The following is a 16,758-nucleotide window of genomic DNA, read 5'->3' as shown; positions in this document are numbered from 1 at the left end:
AAGGGGTGGCGCTGCGTGTGGAGTCCTCTTCGGACTGACCCTGGGGCCGCGGGGCGGCCGCCGATCCGTCGCAAGCAGCGGTGGCAATGGGCATCCGTCGACTGGCCATCAGGAGTGTATCAGTTTGAGCCTGTCAGGAAACCTTGCCGGATGCGGGGTGTGGACTTGGCCATCTCGCGCAATCTGAAGCAGCTGTTCTTCGAAATCCATTTCATCGGGGGCCAGCTTTGTGTTTCCGGTTGAGGGTTTTCGGAAAATTCCCGCCGGTGGGCTTAAAGGGCCTGGACTCGGAGAATGTAGATGCGTTCGTCGCGCGGGACGGTCATGTACCAGAATAGGCCGTCTTCGACGTCGGCGGTCTTCATCTTCTCGCCGACCCCCTGGTAGGTGGTGCCGTCCAGGTAGAGGGCGGCGGCGGCGCGGACGATCTCGTCGGCCTTCCTCTCGACCTGGGCGACGAAGGCGAGTGGCGCGCCGGTGACGACGTGGTCCTCGTTCGGGTTGTACTCCCAGGCCCAGGTCATCCGCGCACCGCTTCGGCGGCGGCGTTCACGATGGCTCCGGCGAGGGCGGCCTGTTGCTTGCGCTCTTCCGGGCTCTGGGCGTGGTTGGCGAGGTACTCGGCGCGGTGCAGCTCGGCGAGCGTCTCGGGGTGGCGTGCGATCTCGACGTCGACCGCCCACTTCGTGGTGAAGCGGAGCAGGGGCTTGAGGCTCTGGCGCTCGACGGCTTCGGTCATGGCCCGGGCCTGGTCCGCGGTCATCTCGGCCAGCCGGCTGGGCATGAGGGCGGCGACCGCCTCGTACAGGGCCAGGGGCGTTTGGGCGGGCTGTGGGATCAGCTCGGGGCCGTGGATCGGCTGGGCGCTCATCGGTACCTCCCTCTCAGGTGCCTAGGACACCGTACGGCAGCTGGCCGTGGCCCGGTGCGGGGCGGTCTCGGGCCGGTCATCGGGCGCAGGGCCGCGGGGTGGGCCCGCTGCTACAGGGCTTGCGGGCGGCGCCAGGGCGGCCGGGGCGCGGGTGCGGAGGCGGCCCGGCGCAGTGCGTTGTCGTGGGCGGCTTCGATCCAGGTGGCGATGCGGGTGATGGTGTCGTGGTCGAGGTGGGTGAGCTGGCCGACGGTGTGGTGGTCGGTTTCGGTGGGGTGAAGGCCGGCGCGGGCGAGGGCGGTGAGGAGGGGTTTGGTCTTGGGGTCGGTGTCCGGGGCGGGCTGCTGCTCTTGGTGCGCGCGCTCGGCGGCTTGGGCCTGGGCGGCGGCTTCGGCGAGTTCGCGGGCGCGGGCCTCTCGGTTCCAGCGCTGGACGGTGGGGTCGTGGTCGGGGTCGTAGGTGGTGAGGTGTTCTTCGGCCATGACGTAGCCGATGCGACGCCATTCCTTGTGGCGGGCGATGGCGTCTTTGATCATGGCTTCGTCGTCGGCGTTATCGCAGACGCGTGAGCGGTGGCGTTCCCACATGGCGGCTTCCTGGGTGGCTTCGGTGATCTGTTCCCGGGTCATTCCGGTGGCCTTGCGGCGGACCGATTCACGCGGGTTGATGATTCTGCGCATGGCCTTTTCCTTTCGACTTCACCAGTGATGACTCTTTTAGCAGGGTTTTCGGAGGGAATGCAAACGGCGCCCGCGCGGGGTTGCGCGGACGCCGTCTCTCCGATTAGTGGGATGTTCTGGTCATGGTTTCTTTCTTCCTTCGCGGGCCGAGGACGGCCCGGAGGGCGGGAGGCCCTATGGCATGGACCGCCCGTACGGGATCTGGGTCATGCTGTAGGGGACTTCCCCGTCACTTCGGGCCTGCTTCGGCCAGCGTTGCGCGTGGAGGAGGCGCACCTGCCACCAGGGATCGTCTTCGGGTGGCCCGTTCTTCTCGGCCCGGCGCAGGGCGCGGGCGGTGGGCAGTTCCAGGACGATGGGCTGTGCCTTGGTGGTGCGGCGCTGGTGGTCGCAGGCGGGGCACTCCAGGCGGTCCGGGTCGGCCGGCTCGTACAGCTCGTCTCGGGAGTCGTGGGCGCCGCCGAGCGGGCCGTGGCAGGTGTAGCAGGGGTGCAGGGCGTCGTTGTGCGCGCGGGCGGCGAGCAGCACCTTGCGCAGCTTGGCCGTCTCGGCGTTGTGCTTGGCCTGCTCGGCGCGCTTCTGTTCGGCTTGCTCCTGGTCCTCGCGTTCTTGGCGGCGCTGGTCGATGAGGTCCCAGTCGGGTTGGTCGTCGAGGGCGTCGGTGAGGGAGTGCCAGCCGGGCCGGCCGAAGCGCCACCAGGTGGGTCCTTGCCAGCCGTGCTCCCGTAGGCGCTCGACGGTGGTGCCGAGCACGGGGATCTTGCCGTGGAAGGTGGCGTAGGTGACGCCCTCCTGTTCGTGAGCCCAGCCCTGCCAGTGCTCCGCGGTGGCGTTGCGCAGGTCTTTCAGGCGCTGTTCCAGGGCCTCGGGGCTGTATCGGGGGCGGCTGCCCCGGGTGCCCTGGTCCAGGACGAACAGCACGGGCGGACGGACGGATCTGCGGGGGCTGTAGCCGTAGGCGGGCTCGGGGGCGTTGTAGCGGACCTCGACCTCAAGGCGCTCCTGGCCGCCGTCATGGACGGTGCGGTCGAAGTAGCGCTTGTAGTTGTCGAGCTTGCCGGCGACCTTGCGGATGTCGGTCATGGTGCCCCGGTCGAGTTCCAGGAAGGCGACCGGGATGCCGAGCTCGGGAAGGCGGACGACGGCGTCGGGGATGACGTTGTACTTGCCGGTGATGGTGTGGGGTGTCTCGGTGGCCCAGGCCTCGATCCCGCCGGGCAGCGGGCCGGCGGGCAGGGCGCGGCGTGGTGGGGCCTGGCGGGTGTCGGCGCGAGGTGGGGCGCCGTGGGTGGTGGTGCCGGTGACGGCGGTGATGATGAGCTCGTTGACGAGCATGGCGTGCGGGGCGCCGGTGGCTCCGGCGCCGCGGGCGTGGCCGCCCATGTCGCGGTCGTCACCGAGGGCTTCGGCGGCCGCGGCGAGGCCGAGCGGGGTGAGGCCGACGATCTTCTGCGCGCCGGGCCCGCCCGGCTTCGGCTTCGCGGCTCCCCCGGTGTCCGGGGAGGCCTTGGCGGCGGGACGGCGGCCCGGCGGTGAGGTGGCGCCGCGCGCGTCGACCAGCTTGTGCTTCTCCAGGTCCCGCACGGCTTCGGCGACGTGCTCGACGCGGTGGTGGTCGCGGTACTCGTCGGCGGCGACCAGGGCGTGCAGCTGCTTGTAGGTGGCGATCTTCAACACGCCCAGCGCGGCCAGCACGTCCGCGCGCAGCGGGGCGGTGGAGCCGTTGGGGTTGCGGGCGGAGCGGCGGAAGTGGACCCGGCCGGGGCCGGCCGAGCCACCGGGCGGCTGCTCGCCCTGGCCGTCGTACTCGTCGTGGTCATCCATGCTGCTCCCCGTGGCGGTGATCGTCTTGCCTCTCTACCTCACGCCACCGACACCGCCCGGCCGCCGCACCACCCCTGCCCCGCCCCGCCAGCGCCGACCACCGGGAGGCGCGCGGCCACCCGGCCACGAGGGGAAGGGGCAGAGCGGACCCGGAGCGGCAACAGGGCCCGTCGGACCTGGAGCGAACCCGGGCCCGTACCGCCCCACCCAACCGCCAACCACCAACACCACAAGCCAAGGACAGGAAGGGGAGGGAGAGGGTTGTCGGCAAGCTTGTCGGCCTCGATTTTGGGCCCTGGCCTGCGGGAATGTCGAAACCCTCGGAAGGGAAGCCCCCCGGGGCAGCACCCGGGGACGCCCCCGGGGAGACACCCGGGGATTTGTTCCGCCTCGCCGGGTCCGCGGCACGCTCTGGCAGAGGCTCACAGGGGCCCGGAATAGGCCATGAAGAACGCTACCCGCTGCGGTCCGCCGCACGCCGCTCGGTGCCTGTTTCTGAACCTCAAAGCCGCAGGTCACGCCATGGATATCCGAAACGAGAAGTTTGCGGAAGTGTTCGCCGTACGGTCACGGCGAACGGAAGTCCTGGGACGCGTGGGGTATCTGAGTTTCCGGGGCACGGTCACCACGGTGACCTTCACCCAGAGGCCAGCGAAGCTGGTTACTACCTGTCCACTGTCAGAGCCACCGTAACCACTGGCCCGAACGGGCCGTCAGGGGTGTAGTCCCGGCGTCCGCCCAGGCGCCCACCGGGCGCGGGGACCAGGACGATGCCCAGGTAGTCGGCCCAAATGGCCGCGTCGCTGTCGGTCCCCACCGTGCCGTGCAGATTCGCGTCGGCATCCAGGGTCCACCGCGCCCCGGGGAACTCCTGAGCCGTCGCCACGTCGTCGGTCCAGACGTCCAGGAGCCGTTGGGCAGCAGCCGTCCGCCGCTCGATGCTGTGCATGATTCCAAACTACTGGCCCAACCCGTCCAGGGGTTCAGAAACAGGCACTCACGGCCGCGCAGCACGGCCACGGCTGCCTTCGAAGGGTCTCCCGCCGGCCCGGGACGAGACCAGGGTCGGCGGGACGAGGTAGCAGGATCAGCGGTGGCAGTGGGTGCAGGCCTGGTCGCCGGCGAAGGCGCGGTCGGCAGCTGGGACGTCTCGACCTGTCTGGGGTGCGGCCGCGTCGAGGCTCTGGCTCAGGGGGCGCCTGACGACGGTGGAGGATTGGTATGCCGTGCCGGTCATGATGAACTTGTCGGCATGGGCGGCGTACGTGCCGGGCTCGCGCACGTAGATGCTGGTGGCCTTGGTCTTGGCCTGCCAGTCCTCCACGGCTGTGGACCAGCGTTTCTCGGCTTCCTCTGCGGTGAGGAAGAATTCTTTGCCGATACGCTCCCAGCTGGTACCGCGTACCCGTTCGGCGATGACCGCCAGCTTGATCACGTTCTCGTAGCTGCGCTGGATCTGGCATGCGCGGGCGACGTAGTCGCCGGCTACTGCGACATCCTCGCCAAGCAGCAGCGCCATTCCCTCGACCTCGGAAGCTCTGCTCGCGATGCTGCTGGCGAGCTGGACGCGGGCCCGGTCGGAGGGGGTGAAGGCTTCGGCGGGAAGCTCGCGAAGATCGACAGCTGCCTGTTCGGTGATCTGTTGTGTTGTCACGCCCTGTTCAACGAGCTGCCGGGCACAGGGGTAGCGCGACTGTGGTGGTGCCCTCGGTGGTGTCTTCGGAGGCCGCAGTACGTCGGCGCCGCCGAGGAGGCGTCGGCCGTCCTCGGCCCAACGGCCGTCCCCGGCCGGGACGGCGGCCGTGGGCGCAGCGGCGACCTCGATCGGGCCAACCGATGGTCAGGGCTGGCGGACGAGGCCGGCGGCGTCGATCAGGCCCTGGTCCAGGGCCTGGCGGAGGAGCAGGGCGGCGTCGTCGGCGGTGTCGCGGACGAGCGGGCGGTCGGGGGTGTTGGAGTCGACGAGGAAGGTGCCCGCGACCAGGACGGTCCAGCCGTCCACGCGGCCGGCGCCGTGCTCGATCCAGCCGAGCGCGCGGCCGTCCTTGCGGACGTAGAACAGGCCGGGGGCCCGGGTCCACCCGGCGAGGTCCCAGCCCGGCTCGCCGATCAGCGAGCTGATGTTGCAGATCAGGTCGAACCGGCTCAGGCCGCCCGGCTGGCCACGTCACATCCTCACTGTCAGGCGAGGTGCTGGTCGAGCGCCACTAGGAGCAGGGTGAGGGCGTGGTCGGCGTTTTCAGCGAGCCAGGGCAGGGCGTCGGCGGCGTCGACGACAGCCCGTCCGTCGATGAACACCGCCCAGCCGTTGCCGCTGGCCGCGTGTTCGAGCCAGCCCACCAGGCGCCGGTCGGGCCGGCGGACCGCGAGCACCCGCGGGTCGGCGTTCCAGCTCTCGACCAGCACCGAGCCGGTCGCATCCGCGCGGGTTGCGGTGGGCGCGCCGAGGTGGCGCAGGAGCGGGCTGGTGGAGGAGCGCTCGGCGGCGAGCGCCAGGCGCAGTTCCTCCACCGGGACGGTGCTCGGCTGCGGTACGGCGCCGGCGGGCGCAGCTTGCGGTGATTCGACGCGCGACGTATTGACGGTGGAGGCGGCGAGCACGGGGCTGCCCCCGGTTCCGCTTGTTTCGACGCGCGGGGAAATGAGATGGCCGACGACAGGGGCGACCGGACCGGCGATGGCGCTTGATTCGACGCGCGACGATTCTGGGAAAGCGGGCGCGGCTTCCCCTGCGGCGCCCTCGGAGGCGGCGTTCAGCCGGGTGGCGGTCATCTCGTAGCGCAGGACGTTGGCCTGGCGCAGCAGGCGCTGGGTGGCTCCCGTGATGGCGGTTTCCAGGGTTTTGAGGGCCTGGTTGCAGCGCGGGTCGTCGCCTTCGCCGCGGCGGGCCTGCTCCAGGCGCTCGAGGTAGCGGGCGGAGGCGCGCTGGACGGCTGCGGCGAGTTCCATCAACTGGCGGGGGCCGTCGTCCAAGTCGTCCGGGGTTTCGACGCGCGAGGCAATGAGGGCGTCCGCGACGGCGTCCTGCTGCCCCTCGGACCGCCGGCGGCGGTACGCCCTGGATGAGCAGCCCCGGCCGCAGTAGACCGGGCGGCGGCCCGGTCCGGTGGTGCGCAGTTCGGTGTCGCACTCCGGGCAGTGGGGTGTCTCCGGCTTCCCCTCAATTCGACGCGCGTCGATATCGATGTCGGCCTTGTTTCCTCGCGCGTCGTTTTCCGTCTCCATGATCGAAGAGCGTAACCGGCCCCCGGACAACCGCGGCCCTCTCTGCCGGGCCCGACCTCCAGCGCTCGCGCGCGGGGCCGGGCCCGGCAGGGTGTCAGTCGGCCGTCCCGGCGGCATAGGAGAGGCCGCCCTTCCCCAACGGGCGCCGCCCGCCAGGTGCGGGGCGCGCGGCCGCCGGGGCCGGGACGACCGGGACGGAGAACGGGGAGGCGAGACGCTCGGCCGGGAGCAGCCGCTCGGCGACCGGTTCGTCGGTGGCGGCGCTCGCGTGCGAGAACGGCTGGGCCAACAGGCGCCGGGACGGAGGGCCGGTGTGATCACTCATGACTGACATCCTGTCACCCGGGGGGCCGGCCCCGACGGGGACGCCGGACCGGTACCCGGGCCTATTGGAGCGCGAGCTGCCCGGTCGCGACGCGGGCCGGGGCAGGATGGAGGCAGACACAGGCGAGGAGGCGGCGATGCGCAGCGGGGACGTCGTGGTCGGCGAGACCTACATCGCGAGCATCCCGCAGCGGCTTCCCGCGCGGATGCGCGACGAGCTACCCGCCAACCGTGCCCAGTGGCAGGCCGCGATGCAGCTGCACCTCGCCCGCGGGCGGCGCGTCACGGTGACGGTGACCGCTCTCGGCGACGAGCCCGGCACCGTCGTGGTCAGCCGCGAGCTCCCGGCCGGCCGCGTCGTGCTGCGCCTGAGCCCCGGGCAGGCCGCCGCCCTCGACCTCGCCGAAGGCCAGGAGTACGAGATCACCGGCATCGTCACCGACGCCGACGGCCAGGCCCTCACCTTCCCCAACACCGTCACCCACACCATCCCCACCCGCTGGCTGCGCCCGCCCGGCGAGCAGCTGGAGCTCCACCCGGAGTCCGAGCGCTTCCACCGGGCGGCGGTGTGCCGGGAAGCGGACGGGATGACGCCGGCCGAGATCGCCCTGGCCGCGGACAGGGCGCTGGGGCAGCTCCAGCACGTACGGGGCCTGGCCCTGGAGGACCCGAACGCCGACTGGTCGGTGCTCACCGCCGAGGCGGACCACCGCGAGTGGCTCCGGATCGCCGGCCTGGTCCGTGAGGCCGGCCTCGCCGCGTACGATCCGCGCGCCGACCCGGACGCCGTCGAACACCCGCCCCTGATCCGCTTCCGGGAGCCCTGACGGAGGCCGGCAGCCGGTTGCGGTCGGCTGTCCCACCCTTGCCCCAGGTCCGGACGCAGAGTGTCGTGACCTGGGATTTTAGGGTGGGACCGTCCTAGCGAATCGGGCATACCGGGCGTGCTGGGACAGGGGTGTCTCAGCCTTGTCCCAGGCCGACGGCGACCCGGCGGTGCCCGCCGGTGATGGCCCGGATTGTGCGTCTCAGGTCCGGCGGGCACCGGCAGCAGCGTAGCGGGCACGGCCCGGACGGCTTCGAGGCACGGCGGGTCGCCGGGCGATGGCGGTGGGCCGTACGGATGTGCGATCTACGATGGGCTGGTGTCCGACACCGATTTCCCTGCTGACCTGCTCGAACTCCAGCGCCGCTGGTACGCCGCCGAGGCCGACTGGGCCGCCGACCCGACCGAGGAGCAGCGGGCCGCGTTCGCTGCGGTGAGCGCCGAGTTGTACGCCCACCCGTACCGGGCCGGGGTTGAGAACCGGCACAAGGCCGAGATGAAGCTCAAGCAGGCCGCCCGCCCGGACACCGCCGAAACCCCGGAGAGCTGAGGCCGCCGCGAGGCGCAGCCCGGCCGGGCCGGGGAACGACGGGGGGCGCGTTCCGCACAGGCCCGGCCGGTGGGAGGCCAGCAGCACCGACGGGAGGCGCGGCTGCGCTGCTCGGCAGCCCGGTGGTGCTGTGGGGGGCCGCCGTGCGGGGAATGCTAGACCCGCCGATCAGCGGATGGCCAGGGCTTTGACCTGCGAGTTTTCCGGCCGCGGACATGCCATCACAGGTGCGGGCCGACCCGCAGCACGGTGACCACCGCGCCGCCCTGGCCGTTCTGGCCGTGGCCGGTGGCGCCGTCGTCGGCGGGGCCCCAGGTCCAGTGGAGGCGCCAGGCGCCGGCGCCCTGGTCGACGTAGGAGGTCCAGGCGGCAGTGTGCTCGTGTCCGGGCAGGCAGGGGTAGCGGTGGGAGTTCAGGCCGGGGTGGTGCGGGTCGGCGGCCAGGCGCTCCAGGGCGCGGCGGACCCGGCGCAGCCGGCGGGCGTCGGCGCGGCGGCCCTTCTCCAGGCGGGCCAGGGCACGGGCGGCGGCGGGGGTGTAGTGCAGCGTCGGCATCGGGGCGGTCTCCTTCGACGGGGGCATGCGAAAGGGCCCGCCCCGTCGCACGGGGTGGGCCCTGGAAGTCGCCGGGCGGCCCGGCCTCTCTGTCTGTCCTGGGGTCAGTTCTGGCTGTCGGCCTGGGCGATGCACTGGACGTCCAGCTGGTCGGCGAGGTGCTCCAGCACGGCGCCCAGGCCCGTGGCGGTGACCGGGTCCAGGCCGGGCACGCCGTCGGCCGCCCAGTCCTGCCAGGTGGCGGCGATGCCGCGCAGCAGGCCGGTGACGTAGTCGGCCGGGACCACCAGGGTTCCGTCCTGGTCGCGGCGCACCGGCAGGAGGAACCGCTGCTCGCCGCTGTTATGGGATTCCATGGCTTTCCTCCGGACGGATTTCGGTGGTGGGGCAGGAAAAAGTCCCGGCCGCCCTTTTTGGTGGCCGGGACTTGTGTTTTTCGGCGACACGGGGCCGCCGGCGGGTGGTTCTACAGCTCCATGTCCATCCAGGCGACGTCGTTGAGTTCGACGTCGAGGCCGCGGCCGCGGCGCCCGGTGTCCTTGAAGTAGTACTCGCGCAGGCCCTCCGCGAGGATCCGCTCCTGCTCGTCCTGGCCGGCTCCGGCGTCCCGGGCCTCGTAGAGCCTCTGGGCCACCTCACCGGGCATCTTCTGAGTGATCATGCGGGGGCGGGGGTCGTCGGTGGAGCCGCCGGCCGCCGAGTAGCCGAACGTCGCCTGGATGTGGAGCATGAAGCCGTTCTTCTCGGCGTCGCGGCGCACCCGCTGCTTCACCCGCGGCTGCCAGGCGGCGCGGACCTTGGTCTCGATGGCCTTCGCCGCGGCCGGCTTCGGGGTGCCCTGGCCCTTGAGCCAGCGCTGCACGGTGCGCTGGGAGACGCCGAGGTCCTGGGCGAGCTGCTTGGTGGAGCCCTTGGCGCCCTTGAGTAGGAAGCGCATCCGGGCGGCGGTGGACTGCGGGATCGGCTTGGTGCGCTCGGCCCGCTCCAGGCCCTCGTCGATCTCCCGGCTCACGCTGCTCTCCTTCCCGGCCGCCGGCATCGGCGGCCACTGCTGGTGGTCATCGGTGGGCGGCCCGCCGGACGGGTGCCGGCGGGCCGAAGGGTGACTACTCGTCGGCGGAGACGATGCCGCCGGTCTTGATGTGCCGGGCGGGGTTCGTGTCGTCGGCGAGCAGCTCGGCGATCTCGGCCATCGGCCGGGAGCCCTCGAACTTCACCATCCCCGGCGACACCCCGAGGCGCAGCGAGGTGGTGAGGGTGGCGTCGGGCTTGGTGAGGATGTCGAGGGCGCCGGGGCCGGGGGCGGCGAAGACGGCGCAGTCGGAGAGGACGGCGAAGGCGTGCAGGCCGGTGTCGGCGGCCATCTTGCGGAGTTTGCGGTGGAGGTTGACGGTGGCGGTGTCGACAACCAAAGCGCGCATGAGCGGGTCCCAGGTCGGGCGTTCCAGGGCCGGCCAGCGTTCGCCGGGCTTGTAGCCGTGGCCGCGGGGGCGTTCGCGCATCTTGCCGATGGTGCCCTTGGCGGTCTGCTTGATCGCGTGCAGGACGGCGAGCTCGGCCGGGTCGCCGGTGGTCTTGAGGCCTGCCATGGTGTCGAGGAAGGCGAGCGGGTCGGTGTCCGCCATGTTCAGCGGGATGCCGAGCGCGGCCATCGTGTCCAGGTACGCGGCGCGCAGGTGCTTGTGCCAGGGGTCGAGGTAGGGGCCGTGCTCGTGGCGCAGCCAGGCCTCGGTCGGCTGCGGGCGGGCGCCGAGCTCGACGGCGTAGGCGACCTTCACCGTGCTGTACCAGGCCGGGCCGGTCGGCCGGGAGCCGTCCGCGGTGAACGGTGACGGGAGCAGCGGGTCGGTGTCGAGGCCGGACAGGTCGACCAGCCAGGAGCCCGGGGTCTTCGGGTCGAAGGCCGGGTCCAGCTCGTACGCGGGCGGGCCCAGTGGCAGGGTGAGGCGGCCGGCGGCGGCGAGGAACGCCATGTTCACATCGAGGCCGACCGCGAACGGCGCCGCCGCCTCGACGTCGGTGAGCTCGCGGTGCCAGTCCCACGCCTCGGTGACCAGCGCGCCGCCAATCTCCCGGCCCTGCGCGAGCGGGTGCACGTCCAGCACCTCCGGCACCGCCGGGTCGAACGCCTCCTTCGGCCGGGAGCCCTCCACCGGCCCCGACGTCCAGCCGGCCTCGGTGCGCACCGCGCGGGTGGGCGGGCGCAGCGCGGTGACGAGTTCGAGGCCGGAGACGGCGGTGGAGCCGCGCGGGGTCAGGACGCGGGTGGCGTAGGTGCCGAGCAGGCGGGCCAGGTCGGAGGCGGCGAGGCTGTCGGGGATCTGCCAGCCGCCGGTGGCGAGGGCGCCCCAGGCGGGGATGCACAGCTGGACGCACTGGCGCTTGCCGTCCTCGGGGGTGCGGTAGACCCGGGCCCACGGCCCGAGGCCGCGCTGGGTCAGCAGCCAGCCGGCCTTCTCGATCGCCTTGACGGCCTTGTGGGTCTTCGGCAGCTGGCCCAGGCGCTGGACGAACTCGCGCTTCTCGTCGCGGCCCATCGGGGGCAGGCCGAGCTCGGCGAGCGCGGCGTCGGTGAGGACGACCAGGGCGTCGCCGTCCTTGCCGTGCCGGTGGAGCCGGGGCGAGCCGAGCTTCACCTCCAGCGCCCACTCCACGACATCGGCCAGCGTGCGGCCGGTCGGCGCGGTCGGCGCCGGGGTACCGTCGGCGAGGTAGGCCACCAGGGCCTTGCCCGAGGGGGCGACGTCCAGCACCGCCAACGGCCCGGCCGGGAACCGCGCGGCCGCCGCCACCTCCCAGTCCGACGGCCCCTCAGCCACCGCGGACGGCTTCTTCGCCGGAGCCTTCCGGGAACGCGACGGCGCCCCAGCGGCAGGCCGGGACGAAGGCCCGCGCCGAACCGCAGCGGGCGCGGCGGGGACGGGGGCGGCCTGGCGGGGCGCAGCGACCGAAGCGACCGGGGCCGGCGAATCGGCGGGCGCGGCCGGGGCGGGCTGCTCCGCGACCGGGACGGCGGCCGTCGTCGGCTGCCCGGCCGGGGCGGGCGCGCACCAGCCGCCCATGTGGACCGGACGGCCCTGCGACCGGTACGGCGTCGGTCGGCCACACCGCATGCACGGCTGGGGCGGCCCGGTGACCAGCTCCCCGGCCGCCGTGCGGTCGAGCTCCACCACACCCCGGTCCCGCTCGCCGCCGAACGCCACCGGCACCGCAGCGGCCAGAGCAGCCGGAGCAGCGGGCATCGGGACGGCGGCCACACTGTCGGCCCCGGCCGGAGAACGCACCAGGCCGGCGGCCTGCGCACGGCGCAGCCACTCGGTCGGCTCCACCGTGCCGTGCTGCAGCGCCAGCGTCGCCAGAAAAGCGATGTACACCTCGCGCTTCGGCGGCCGCGGCTCCGTCGCCCCGGCCTCCCACCGCACGATCGTCTCCCGACGCGTCTTCAGCGCGGCGGCCAGCTCCTCCTGCGTGTACTCGCCCAGCTTGCGCAGCCGCTCCCGCTCGGCCGGGACCGGCAGGTCCTCCACCGGACGCGGCCGCGCGAGCAGCGCGTCGATCGACGCGAACAGGTCCTCACTCATCGACACCTCACCTCCATCACACACCCTAGCGTGAAAGTCACTTATGGATCGCACATTTTGAGTCACATCACCGGATCGGGGCAGCACTCAGCCCACTCCGCGTTGACAACGGGGTCTGGTCACCACGCGGACGGGGGTGGCCGCACCAGACGGACGGGGGTGGCCGCACCACGCGGACACCATTAAGAGAAGTAGCCAGAGAAGTAGGCGCGCCCTCCCGGACGCCGAAGGCATCTACAGGTGGCTTCGCGCGCGACGCGCGAGACCGGCTGCCTTCGGGGCCCGGCAACCCGGGCCACTGGCTCGCCTCGAACATCTCCGCCGGACGGTCAGGGTGGCAGCACCGGTGCCGCCACCCTGGCAGCGTGGGTGCCGCTGCGCTCCTCCCGAACGGCCGCAGGCCCCCTGACGGGTGGCCTACGCGTGCACGTGCGCGAGGCGGGCCGGCGCGCTCAGGACTCCGGAGGCTGGTACGTGGCGTCCAGCTCCAGCAACGCGAGGGTGGTTGAGGCCCGCGACGCTTGCTTAGCACGTTCCTCGGCTAGAGCGACGAATCGAGCGACAACCGCGGCTTCGGACTCGCTGAACAACCCCTGCAGCTCCTCTGCGGCCGAGGCCACTGCCTGTGCCCGCTCGTACGTCCGCCTGGCTTCTACGAACTCGGGGTTCAGAACCTCGATGTACCCGGCATCAGCGAGGCGCCGAAGGCCCGCCTGTGTCTCGTCGGCGGGCAGATCGAACTCGTTGATGAACCACCCGACGTCGCCGATGTCGCCGCAGACTTGGTTCAGCCACCGGCATCGCATATACAGCCCCAAGTCCGCTGGGGCCAGGTTACGGTCGGTAACAGGTTTGTGTGCGACGACAAGGTAGTAGTCCTGGCCTCCGAAGTCGGAGTTGATGGCGGTGATCGGCGGAAGTTTTTCCATGCTGATCCAATCGGTGGTTGGCATCGACACCACGTGGACTGTCCTCTCACCCCGCGTCCGGGGTTAGATCGTCTTCTGCGGGGCGATCACGGCTCCGCCCGACTCTGCGCACGCGGGCGGGGCCGCCAGGGCCTCTGAGGGGCGGTCAGGGCCCTTCTCGCGCCTCTACAGTCCGAGGTCCGACGCCACGTTCGAGCTAGGAGTCAATGCGGGAGCCTCGGCGTAGGCGTCGTCGGCCGGGCTGGTTGTCTGGCGATCAGTCTCGGGTCATGTCGACGAAGCGCGAGTAATGGCCCTGGAAGGCCACCGTGATGGTGGCGGTCGGGCCGCCTCGGTGCTTGGCGACGATCAGGTCGGCTTCGCCCGCGCGCGGGGACTCCTTCTCATGGGCGTCCTCGCGGTGCAGGAGGATGACGATGTCGGCGTCCTGCTCCAGGGAGCCGGACTCGCGTAGGTCGGAGACCATCGGCTTCTTGTCGGTGCGCTGTTCGGGTCCGCGGTTGAGCTGGGAGAGTCCGACGACGGGGACCTGGAGCTGCTTGGCAAGGAGCTTGAGGTTGCGGGAGATGTCGGAGACTTCCTGCTGTCGGTTCTCGGGCTTGCGGGTGCCGGACTTCATCAGCTGGATGTAGTCGATGACGACCAGGCCGATGCCGTGCTGCTGCTTGAGCCGGCGTGCCTTGGCTGCGACATCCATGACCGTCAGGTGTTCGCTGTCGTCGATGAACAGGGGGGCGCCGGCGTAGTCGTCGTAGTACCGGGCGAAGCGGGCCCAGTCGTCGTCGGTCATCTCGCCGGTCTTCAGGTGGTGGTGCGCGATGCGGGCGTGGGCGGACATGATCCGCTCCTCGATCTCCTCGCGGCCCATCTCCAGCGAGAACAACGCGGAGGGGATCTTGTTCTCGATCGAGCAGGCGCGGGCGAAGTCGACGGCCAGGGTGGACTTCCCGATCGCGGGGCGGGCCGCGACGATGACGAACTGTCCCGGCCGCAGGCCGCCGGTGAGCTGGTCCAAATCGACGAACCCGGTGGAGATGCCTTGCAAGCCGCCCTTGGCGTTCTTGCGGGCCTCGATGCGGTCGGCGAGGGAGTCGGCGGTGGCGCCGAGCGGACGGATCTCGGTGGAGGTGTCGCGCCCGAGGACGCCGAACAGCTCGGACTGGGCGGCGTCGACGACCTCGTGCACGTCGCCCTCGCCGATGAAGCCGAGGTTGGCGATGCGGGTGCCGGACTCGCTGAGGCGGCGGAAGACGGCCCGCTCGTGGACGATGCTGGCGTAGTACTCGGCACTGGCGCCCACCGCCCCGTTCGCGCAGTCGTGAAGGTATCCGGGGCCACCGGCCCTTGCGAGCTCGCCGCGGCGGGTGAGCTCGCCGGCCACGGTGATGGCGTCGGCCGGCTCGCCCTTGGCGAACAGCGCCAGGATCGCGTCGTGGATGAGCCGGTGGGCCGGCCGGTAGTAGTCGCCGGGCTGGAGCACGCCGACGACGTCGCCGATGGCGTCCTTGGACAGCAGCATCCCGCCGAGGGTGGCCCGCTCCGCGGCCAGGTCGTTCGGCGGCACCCGCTCGATGCCGCCCAGCCCGTCGTCCTGGTCGCCGGAGGCCTTCGCGGCCCGGTTCCCGCGCGACCGCTTCCGCGGGCCGGGCTCCGGGTCCGCAAACAGGTCCTCGGGCACGTCGAAGTCCTCGGGCTCCGGGACGTCGTTGAGATCGGCCTGCTGCTGGGGGATAGTCATGGTCAGGCTCCTAGCTGGGGTCTGCGGCGGCCGGGCCTTTTCCAGGGGCTCCCGGCCGCCGTGTTGCGTTGGTGGGTACTCAGCGGGCGAACCGCACCCGCGAGGGGTGGCAGTCCGGGCAGGGCAGGACCCTGTCGCTCTCCAGGTCCGGATCGGCGATGGTGCGCATCATCAGGCTCATCGGCCGCTCACCGTCGTTGCACTTACCGCACCACTCCGGCGTACGGGGCTTGGTCTGCGGACGGGCCTGAGCGGGCAAAGCGGCCGCCTGCTCCGAGTCGGTGTCCTCGGTCGCGAACACCGCCTCCCGCAGCTCCAGGTTCTTGATCCGGAACTCCAGCACCGTTCCGTGCACACGCGGAGCCGCTTTGCCCTCCTCGGCCCGGGTCAACCACATCCGCAGGGACGCGTCGAGCTTCCAGCCGGTGTCCTCGATGGCGCGCACCAGCTCGGACGCCAGGTTGCGGGCCTTCAGCCGACCGACCGCCCACTTCCCCGGCAGGCGCATCAGGAAGTCAACGGCGGCCCGGAACAGCTCGGGATCCACCGGAGCGGAGTCGGCAGCGACCTCGGCGGGCAAACCGGCGCCAGCCCGGCCGCTCCTCGGCGCAGCCGCCGCGTCACGCATGTGACGCCCGTGAGGGGAGGGGGAGGAGGTAGTTCCTACCTCCCCCGGGGGGTGTGGGGGGAAACCGCTTCCGTGCCCGGTATTGCCGTCCACGGTCTGACCTGCGGAAACAGTGCTCCCGCCGTGCCCGGCATTGCCGTTGCCGGTTACACCGTGCCCGGCATTGCCGTCCACGGTCTGACCTGCGGAAATACGCTTTCGGCGTTTGCGCGGCACTGCCGTGCCCGGCATTGCCGTCTGCGGTGTGACCTGCGGTGATGCCGAAGCGCTGCCAGCAGCGTGCAGCGCTTCGGAGGGCATCCAGTCGGGGTTGTAGGCCGGCCTGCGGTATAGCTCGTACCCGGCCCCACCGAACCGGCCCTTCTGGCCCTGCGCCTGGCCGATCCGGCGCAGGAACCCGGCCTCGGTCAACCGACGGAACGATGCCTGCACCGCGTCACGGCCGATCAGCCCCGAACCGTTGCCCGCCTGAATGCCCTCGGCTCGGAGCGCCGCCAGCACCTTCGCCGCCGTGGGAGAGGTGCCGCCCGCCACCATGAACATCAGATGCAGGAGAACCAGCGTGTCCAGCGGATCGGGCAGGTGGGCGCCGTAGACCATGTGCATGTGCACGGTGACTTCGGTGACCGGCTCGTTGCCCGGGATGACCCGCATGGTGTCGTCGTCGGACACGTTCATCGAGCACCCCCGAAGGAGGCCAGATTTGTGGTCTCGGTGTGACGCTGGAACGAGTGGTGTGGATCACTCGCCAGAGTGGGTACGGCGAACATGAAGCCAGTCATGACAGGGCGAGCCTGTGGACAGAGTTCGCCCAGTTTGGGCGGGGACTGGCGGATGGTGCGGGCCGGGACAACACGGCCCCGCAGGTTGACGGGGTGGAACAACGGGGCGCTACCTCTCGAAAGGCGTCGCCACCGACCGGACCTTGGGGGTAGCCCTAGCGAGCGAGAGACGGGTGTCTCTCGCCGAAGCCGGGGTACCTTTGGTACCGTCGGGAACGACTGAATAGACAGCTGAGCAGCCCCCAG

General features: G+C 71.6%; 18 protein-coding genes. 2 read left to right on the top strand and 16 right to left on the bottom strand.

Going from position 1 to position 16,758, the window contains the following annotated elements; translation table 11 throughout:
- Nucleotides 1–272: 272 nt before the first annotated feature.
- From ACIP4P_RS43550 to ACIP4P_RS43510, 9 genes are all read right to left on the bottom strand, one after another.
- A complete protein-coding gene (locus ACIP4P_RS43550) occupies nucleotides 273–524 on the bottom strand; it encodes a hypothetical protein (protein WP_350518610.1) in 252 nt (83 codons plus the stop codon).
- Nucleotides 521–871, bottom strand: a complete 351-nt coding sequence (locus tag ACIP4P_RS43545; protein ID WP_400929583.1) for a hypothetical protein — start codon at nucleotides 869–871, stop codon at nucleotides 521–523. Before ACIP4P_RS43545 ends, ACIP4P_RS43550 begins: the two co-directional genes overlap by 4 nt.
- A gap of 110 nt (nucleotides 872–981) precedes the next feature.
- Nucleotides 982–1,551, bottom strand: coding sequence for a hypothetical protein (locus ACIP4P_RS43540; protein ID WP_400929580.1), 570 nt, complete (start codon nucleotides 1,549–1,551; stop codon nucleotides 982–984).
- Between the two features lie 174 nt (nucleotides 1,552–1,725).
- Nucleotides 1,726–3,375, bottom strand: coding sequence for a replication-relaxation family protein (locus ACIP4P_RS43535; RefSeq protein WP_400929577.1), 1,650 nt, complete (start codon nucleotides 3,373–3,375; stop codon nucleotides 1,726–1,728).
- A 664-nt stretch (nucleotides 3,376–4,039) separates the two neighbouring features.
- Nucleotides 4,040–4,324 carry a hypothetical protein gene (locus ACIP4P_RS43530; RefSeq protein WP_400929574.1) on the bottom strand — a complete coding sequence of 95 codons (285 nt, stop codon included), beginning with the start codon at nucleotides 4,322–4,324 and terminating at the stop codon, nucleotides 4,040–4,042.
- 138 nt (nucleotides 4,325–4,462) lie between these two features.
- Nucleotides 4,463–5,029 carry a hypothetical protein gene (locus tag ACIP4P_RS43525; protein ID WP_400929571.1) on the bottom strand — a complete coding sequence of 189 codons (567 nt, stop codon included), beginning with the start codon at nucleotides 5,027–5,029 and terminating at the stop codon, nucleotides 4,463–4,465.
- Nucleotides 5,030–5,215: 186 nt separating this feature from the next.
- Entirely contained in the window at nucleotides 5,216–5,377 is a 162-nt protein-coding gene (locus ACIP4P_RS43520) for a hypothetical protein (protein ID WP_400929569.1), read from the bottom strand.
- 179 nt (nucleotides 5,378–5,556) lie between these two features.
- Complete coding sequence (locus ACIP4P_RS43515; RefSeq protein WP_400929567.1) at nucleotides 5,557–6,600, bottom strand: hypothetical protein; 1,044 nt, start codon at nucleotides 6,598–6,600, stop codon at nucleotides 5,557–5,559.
- A 94-nt stretch (nucleotides 6,601–6,694) separates the two neighbouring features.
- Nucleotides 6,695–6,925, bottom strand: a complete 231-nt coding sequence (locus ACIP4P_RS43510) for a hypothetical protein (protein WP_400929565.1) — start codon at nucleotides 6,923–6,925, stop codon at nucleotides 6,695–6,697.
- 136 nt (nucleotides 6,926–7,061) lie between these two features.
- On the opposite strand from ACIP4P_RS43510, the gene ACIP4P_RS43505 reads away from it, so the two are divergent.
- Both ACIP4P_RS43505 and ACIP4P_RS43500 read left to right on the top strand, forming a co-directional pair.
- Nucleotides 7,062–7,751: a hypothetical protein gene (locus tag ACIP4P_RS43505; RefSeq protein WP_400929563.1), complete on the top strand. Its 690-nt coding sequence runs from the start codon at nucleotides 7,062–7,064 to the stop codon at nucleotides 7,749–7,751.
- Between the two features lie 318 nt (nucleotides 7,752–8,069).
- Entirely contained in the window at nucleotides 8,070–8,300 is a 231-nt protein-coding gene (locus ACIP4P_RS43500; RefSeq protein WP_400929561.1) for a hypothetical protein, read from the top strand.
- A gap of 221 nt (nucleotides 8,301–8,521) precedes the next feature.
- Here ACIP4P_RS43500 and ACIP4P_RS43495 read toward each other — a convergent pair whose 3' ends face one another.
- The 7 genes from ACIP4P_RS43495 to ACIP4P_RS43465 all read right to left on the bottom strand — a co-directional run bounded on the left by ACIP4P_RS43495 (nucleotide 8,522) and on the right by ACIP4P_RS43465 (nucleotide 16,408).
- Nucleotides 8,522–8,854: a hypothetical protein gene (locus ACIP4P_RS43495; RefSeq protein WP_400929559.1), complete on the bottom strand. Its 333-nt coding sequence runs from the start codon at nucleotides 8,852–8,854 to the stop codon at nucleotides 8,522–8,524.
- Between the two features lie 104 nt (nucleotides 8,855–8,958).
- Entirely contained in the window at nucleotides 8,959–9,210 is a 252-nt protein-coding gene (locus ACIP4P_RS43490) for a DUF6213 family protein (protein ID WP_400929557.1), read from the bottom strand.
- A gap of 110 nt (nucleotides 9,211–9,320) precedes the next feature.
- Nucleotides 9,321–9,866 carry a telomere-protecting terminal protein Tpg gene (tpg, locus tag ACIP4P_RS43485; RefSeq protein ID WP_400929556.1) on the bottom strand — a complete coding sequence of 182 codons (546 nt, stop codon included), beginning with the start codon at nucleotides 9,864–9,866 and terminating at the stop codon, nucleotides 9,321–9,323.
- Nucleotides 9,867–9,960: 94 nt separating this feature from the next.
- Entirely contained in the window at nucleotides 9,961–12,435 is a 2,475-nt protein-coding gene (tap, locus tag ACIP4P_RS43480) for a telomere-associated protein Tap (RefSeq protein ID WP_400929553.1), read from the bottom strand.
- A gap of 452 nt (nucleotides 12,436–12,887) precedes the next feature.
- Nucleotides 12,888–13,394, bottom strand: coding sequence for a hypothetical protein (locus tag ACIP4P_RS43475; protein ID WP_400929550.1), 507 nt, complete (start codon nucleotides 13,392–13,394; stop codon nucleotides 12,888–12,890).
- 226 nt (nucleotides 13,395–13,620) lie between these two features.
- Nucleotides 13,621–15,102: a replicative DNA helicase gene (dnaB, locus tag ACIP4P_RS43470; protein WP_400929547.1), complete on the bottom strand. Its 1,482-nt coding sequence runs from the start codon at nucleotides 15,100–15,102 to the stop codon at nucleotides 13,621–13,623.
- Between the two features lie 79 nt (nucleotides 15,103–15,181).
- Nucleotides 15,182–16,408, bottom strand: coding sequence for a hypothetical protein (locus ACIP4P_RS43465; RefSeq protein WP_400929544.1), 1,227 nt, complete (start codon nucleotides 16,406–16,408; stop codon nucleotides 15,182–15,184).
- Nucleotides 16,409–16,758: the final 350 nt, after the last annotated feature.

This window comes from Kitasatospora sp. NPDC089509 (genome assembly GCF_044749365.1).
Classification (GTDB): Bacteria; Actinomycetota; Actinomycetes; order Streptomycetales; family Streptomycetaceae; genus Kitasatospora.
Note: the sequence above shows the minus strand (reverse complement) of the source record. Positions and strands in the feature narration are given on the sequence as shown.

Coding starts and splice junctions, on each gene's coding strand:
- ACIP4P_RS43550 (WP_350518610.1), bottom strand. CDS start 524: ATGACCTGGGCCTGGGAGTACAACCCGAACGAGGACCACGTCGTCACC.
- ACIP4P_RS43545 (WP_400929583.1), bottom strand. CDS start 871: ATGAGCGCCCAGCCGATCCACGGCCCCGAGCTGATCCCACAGCCCGCC.
- ACIP4P_RS43540 (WP_400929580.1), bottom strand. CDS start 1,551: ATGCGCAGAATCATCAACCCGCGTGAATCGGTCCGCCGCAAGGCCACC.
- ACIP4P_RS43535 (WP_400929577.1), bottom strand. CDS start 3,375: ATGGATGACCACGACGAGTACGACGGCCAGGGCGAGCAGCCGCCCGGT.
- ACIP4P_RS43530 (WP_400929574.1), bottom strand. CDS start 4,324: ATGCACAGCATCGAGCGGCGGACGGCTGCTGCCCAACGGCTCCTGGAC.
- ACIP4P_RS43515 (WP_400929567.1), bottom strand. CDS start 6,600: ATGGAGACGGAAAACGACGCGCGAGGAAACAAGGCCGACATCGATATC.
- ACIP4P_RS43510 (WP_400929565.1), bottom strand. CDS start 6,925: ATGAGTGATCACACCGGCCCTCCGTCCCGGCGCCTGTTGGCCCAGCCG.
- ACIP4P_RS43505 (WP_400929563.1), top strand. CDS start 7,062: ATGCGCAGCGGGGACGTCGTGGTCGGCGAGACCTACATCGCGAGCATC.
- ACIP4P_RS43495 (WP_400929559.1), bottom strand. CDS start 8,854: ATGCCGACGCTGCACTACACCCCCGCCGCCGCCCGTGCCCTGGCCCGC.
- ACIP4P_RS43490 (WP_400929557.1), bottom strand. CDS start 9,210: ATGGAATCCCATAACAGCGGCGAGCAGCGGTTCCTCCTGCCGGTGCGC.
- tap (WP_400929553.1), bottom strand. CDS start 12,435: ATGAGTGAGGACCTGTTCGCGTCGATCGACGCGCTGCTCGCGCGGCCG.
- dnaB (WP_400929547.1), bottom strand. CDS start 15,102: ATGACTATCCCCCAGCAGCAGGCCGATCTCAACGACGTCCCGGAGCCC.
- ACIP4P_RS43465 (WP_400929544.1), bottom strand. CDS start 16,408: ATGAACGTGTCCGACGACGACACCATGCGGGTCATCCCGGGCAACGAG.